Here is a 4,543-nt window from a genome sequence, read left to right on the forward strand (position 1 = left end):
GTCCCTGACCAAGAGGACCTGTTCCATCGAACCCAGGCATAGCGTTCCTCCTTTGCTGTTGTGACTGCATGGGGAAGAAACGCGTCCATGCGCTTCTTCTTCCTGTCTTCACAGCACCAGGCATGCCACAGGATGTTTTCCGATTATATAAGGCGACTATGCGCAGCAACACTCACCTCACCCCGAGGATAAGGCGCATTTTTCGCCCTACACCAGCCTCAAGGCGGCGCACTCTGCGCCCCTCACCTTACTTGGTGCGCACCCGGCGCGACACGGGCCGCGGCAGGCCCTGCCTATCGCTCCAGCCGGTAAACGCCGCGCCATACCGGAGGGGCAAAGGAAGCACGGTCTCCGGATGGGCCGCCGCATCCTGCAGCCCCCCAAGGGCAACAAAACGGCTCGACGCCCCATCCACCGCGCCAAGGCGCCGCCGCAACTCCCGCCACGACTGCGCCGGGTCCGGCCCGGCGCAAAGCCACAAGGACGGCACCTTCAGCCCCTCCGGCGCCAATGTCACCTGCCCGGTGCGGCGGGCTGGGCCGCGCGTCACAAGGGAGCAGACCAAAAAGCCCTGCTCCAGTTTCTTCGCCGCCAGCAGGGCCAGCTCGGCCCCGCCCTCGTCTCCCCACAGCCCGACGCGGGATTCGGACAACTCCATCGCCGCGCGCAGGGCGCTGTGCGCCGCGAGGGCGTCGCTCACCTGATGTGCCCGGGTCAGCGGACCTGTCACCACGTCCGACCCGCCGCATCCACGCCCGTCGTACACCAGCACCGCGCACCCACGCAGGGCCAGCAGACGCGCCATGGACAGGGCCGATTCCTGCGGGGTGCAATGCTCACAGTGCACCAGCACAAACGCCGCGCGAATGGGCACATCCGGCCTGCGCACGATGGTGCCCTGAAGCCGCACTCCCTCATTGGTGATGGTGATTGGCTCCTCCGTAAAGGTAATGCGTGTGCCGTATTCCATGGGCGGATCCGGCGGCATCCACATCAGCTGGGCGGGCTTTTTGATGAGCGGATTGTTGTACCTGTCCTTCTTGGGCAGGATGGTCACGACGCCTTCCACAGGTTCCTCGGGCAAAAAGTCGGCCCCGTAGGCAAAAACCATTTCCCCATCGCGCCGCAGCGCCTTGAAGAGCCCGGTTTGCGAGTCGTAGAACAAGAAGGCGTCAAAGGCGTCGCGGCCGTCAATGATGCTGACGAAACGCTCACCGCCCATGTGGTAGTGGCCGAAATAATCGCCGGGCACAAAGGTATCCGCGCCGCAGCGCTCCAGCGCAAAGGTTTGGGCGAATCCCGCAAACCCGCGCAGGCCGCCTACATGCACGGTTCCATCCTCGTCGGTGTAAGCGCCGGGCATGGCGGGCCCGTCATCTGGTGCGGGCTGTGAAGGGGCGGGCTTTGGTGGAGGAGGTGCAGACGCGGCGCCATGGCTGCTCACGGCCTTGGGAGCGCCGGGCTGCGGCGGCCCCGTGTCCGGCAGAACAGATGGGGGGCCAGATGGGGGATCAGATGCCGGAGCGGATGGCGGCGCAGAGGGCTCGGACGACGCCGCCGGACGCGGCGCGGGCGGCGGTGTCTGGGGCTGTGGCGGCGTCGCCGTCACGGGTTTTTTCGCCGGATGGGCGGTGGTCTGCTCCTGAGGCGGTTCTGGCGGCGGCGGGACCGGCGGCGTCGCAGGGTGCTGGACCTCGGCCACCAGCGGCGGCACGCGGTCCACAATGTCCACGGTGTAGACGTCCGGACGCATGGGAATAAGCCGCAACTCCACGCCAGCGAGCCAGATGGCGGCGGCAAGCACCGTCACATGCAGGGCCGTGGACGCCACGGCGCAGAGTATCCGAAGCCAACGCATCCAGCCGCTCCTTCACGGCGCGCGGCGCGGCGGTATGCCGCACCCGGCGCGGGTCCCTCCAGTCTACACCAGTTCCAGAGCGGCATAAAGCGCAGTATCTTCATATGTTGCACGCCGTTGCGCCACGCGCCGCGAAAATCCTGCCCCTTCGCGGCCACCCGCGCCCAGCTTCCCCAGCCGCCGCGCGCGCCATAGTCAGCCCTTGCCTCCCCAAAGCCGGGCCACTATGCTGACCCGCAGGAGACGCCAATGAACCACCGCATCCACAAGAACGTCACAGATTACTACGACGCCAACGCCCAGACCTTCACGGCCGAGACCAAAGACCTTGACCTCTCCCACGCGTGGGAGCCGTTTCTCGCCGCCCTGCCAAGCCCAGCGCGCATACTGGACGCCGGATGCGGCTCCGGGCGCGACGCCCTCGTCTTCCTGCGGCGCGGGCATGATGTCACGGCCTGCGACGCCTCCGCCAGCATGGTGGCCGAAGCCCGCGCAAACACGGGCCTGCCGGTGCACCACATCGCCTTTCACGACATTCCATGGCAACAGGCCTTTGACGGCGTGTGGGCCAATGCCTCGTTGCTGCATGTGCCCCATGCGGACCTGCCCACCGCCTTGGAGCGGCTAGGACGGGCCCTTATTGTTGGCGGCTCGCTGTATGTCTCCTTCAAATATGGCGCGGACGAAGGCATGGCCCGTGGCGGAACGCTGTTTTTCTCCCGCTGCGACGAGGACAGAATGCGCCGCCTTGTGGAGGCCCAGCCCACCCTGCGCCTTGACCGGGTGTGGACCACACCCGATACGCGCCCCGGCCGCAGCCATCAGCGCTGGCTGCACGCCCTTATCACGCGCGTGGAGCCGTAAGGCGCCGCATGCTCCCGGCCGCGCCCCAGAAGGCCCGCCATCCACAAACGCTTTGACTCCATTCTTCACTATGCAGTAGACTCTGGCGCATATAACTCCGTGGTCCGGCTTGAGGTTCTTCGTCTGCAACCGCGCAAGGAGCACACAGAATGAGCGACCCCGATATGACGTCCACCACGCCCGCCAGCGACATTTTCACCCGTGAGCAAGCCGCCGGCATCACCATTTTGACCATTGACGACGAGGCCATGATCCGGGAAAGCATTCAGGCTTTTCTGGAGGACTGTGGATACAAGGTCCTGCAAGCCGAAAACGGCCGCGTTGGTCTGGACGTCTTCCGCAATAAACAGCCGGACCTCATTCTGGTGGACCTGCGCATGCCGGAGGTGGATGGACTGGACGTGCTGGCCAGCGTCACGCGTGAATCGCCGCTAACGCCCGTCATCGTCGTCTCCGGAACGGGCATTTTGCACGACGCCATCGAGGCCCTGCGCCTTGGCGCGTGGGACTATGTGACCAAACCCATTCAGGACATGTCCATTCTGGAGCGCTCCGTCACCAAGGCGCTCACCCGCGCCAAAAATCTGCACCGCCGCGTCCGCTACCGCGAGGAGCTGGAGCGCGACGTGGAACTGCGCACCCGCGAACTGCTGGAAGCCAACCACCGCCTCAACGAACAAATGCGCGAGCGTGAACGCGCCGAGCAGCGCCTCATCGATTCCCTGCGCGAAAAGGAAGTCCTGCTCAAGGAAATCCACCACCGCGTCAAAAACAACCTGCAAATCATCTCCAGCCTGCTCTACCTGCAATCCCAGCACATTGAGGACGACCACGCCCGCGCCGTGTTTACGGAAAGCCGCAGCCGCGTGAAATCCATGGCCCTCGTGCATGAAAAGCTCTACCAGTCGCAGGACCTCGCCCGCATCGACTACCACGAGTATCTCGTCAATTTCGTCGGCTACCTGATGCAGACCTACCACTCGCCCCAGCGCACCATTCAGCTGGACCTGCAAGTCGACGACGTCTATTTGCCCGTGGACAGCGCCATCCCCACCAGCCTTATCATCAATGAACTGGTCACCAATGCCCTCAAGTACGCATGGGGTGAGGATGAATCCGGCACCCTTACCGTGTCGCTGGCCTCCAACGGCTCGCGCGTGGAACTGCGCGTCAGCGACGACGGGGCGGGGCTGCCAAGCGGCTTTGTGCCCGAAGACTCCGAAACCCTCGGCATGCAACTGGTGGTCAACCTCGTCACCCAGCTGCACGGCGAGTTTGAGGTCCGCACAGAGAGCGGAACCGCCTTTATCATCAGCTTTGGCGTGTAGCCCCGCTCCTTCCGCCACAGAACGCAAAACGGGCCGGGAGGCATTGCCTCCCGGCCCGTTTTACGTCGTTTCAGTACCGCCGCCCGCTACAGGCGCTTCATGGCGCGGCGCTTTTGCACGCGCGCGCCAAGGCCGCACACGGCGTAGACAACCACCGCCACGGCAATAATGGCCGCGCCGGAGGTCAGGTCAAACACATACGCCAGCGCCAGCCCCGCCACGCAAAAGCCCGCCGCCAACAGCGCCGCCCGCCACATCATGGAGAACAGCGACGGCGCGCGGTGCACAACAATGCCCGGCGGAATGGACAACAGCGCAATGACGAGGATAAGCCCCACCACGCGGATGACCATCACCACGGATGCGCCAATCATCGCCAGCAGAACAAAATGCAGCGCCACCACCGGCACGCCGCGAACGCCCGCAAACGTGCCATCGTAGGACATGGCCTCAAAGTCCTTATACAGCGTCAGCGTCACGCACAGAATCAGCA

4 protein-coding genes are annotated in these 4,543 nt (G+C 64.7%); 2 read left to right on the forward strand and 2 right to left on the reverse strand.

Translation table 11 applies throughout. The features are described 5' to 3' along the window. Positions 1–247: 247 nt before the first annotated feature. On the reverse strand, positions 248–1,858 hold the full coding sequence (locus tag ACY69P_RS14400; protein WP_462327970.1) for an alpha/beta hydrolase: 1,611 nt from the start codon (positions 1,856–1,858) through the stop codon (positions 248–250). A 249-nt stretch (positions 1,859–2,107) separates the two neighbouring features. Between ACY69P_RS14400 and ACY69P_RS14405 the strand changes: the two genes are divergently transcribed. Together ACY69P_RS14405 and ACY69P_RS14410 are read left to right on the forward strand one after the other, a co-directional pair. Beyond that, positions 2,108–2,722 carry a class I SAM-dependent methyltransferase gene (locus ACY69P_RS14405; protein ID WP_462327971.1) on the forward strand — a complete coding sequence of 205 codons (615 nt, stop codon included), beginning with the start codon at positions 2,108–2,110 and terminating at the stop codon, positions 2,720–2,722. 149 nt (positions 2,723–2,871) lie between these two features. Beyond that, on the forward strand, positions 2,872–4,050 hold the full coding sequence (locus ACY69P_RS14410; RefSeq protein WP_462327972.1) for a histidine kinase dimerization/phosphoacceptor domain -containing protein: 1,179 nt from the start codon (positions 2,872–2,874) through the stop codon (positions 4,048–4,050). Positions 4,051–4,136: 86 nt separating this feature from the next. On the opposite strand, the gene ACY69P_RS14415 is transcribed toward ACY69P_RS14410, so the two are convergent. Further along, positions 4,137–4,543, reverse strand: a 407-nt coding sequence (locus ACY69P_RS14415; RefSeq protein ID WP_462327973.1) for a metal ABC transporter permease, incomplete at its 5' end; no start/stop codon positions are given.

The sequence above is a fragment of the Desulfobaculum sp. genome (assembly GCF_054921475.1).

Coding starts and splice junctions, on each gene's coding strand:
- ACY69P_RS14400 (WP_462327970.1), bottom strand. CDS start 1,858: ATGCGTTGGCTTCGGATACTCTGCGCCGTGGCGTCCACGGCCCTGCAT.
- ACY69P_RS14405 (WP_462327971.1), top strand. CDS start 2,108: ATGAACCACCGCATCCACAAGAACGTCACAGATTACTACGACGCCAAC.
- ACY69P_RS14410 (WP_462327972.1), top strand. CDS start 2,872: ATGAGCGACCCCGATATGACGTCCACCACGCCCGCCAGCGACATTTTC.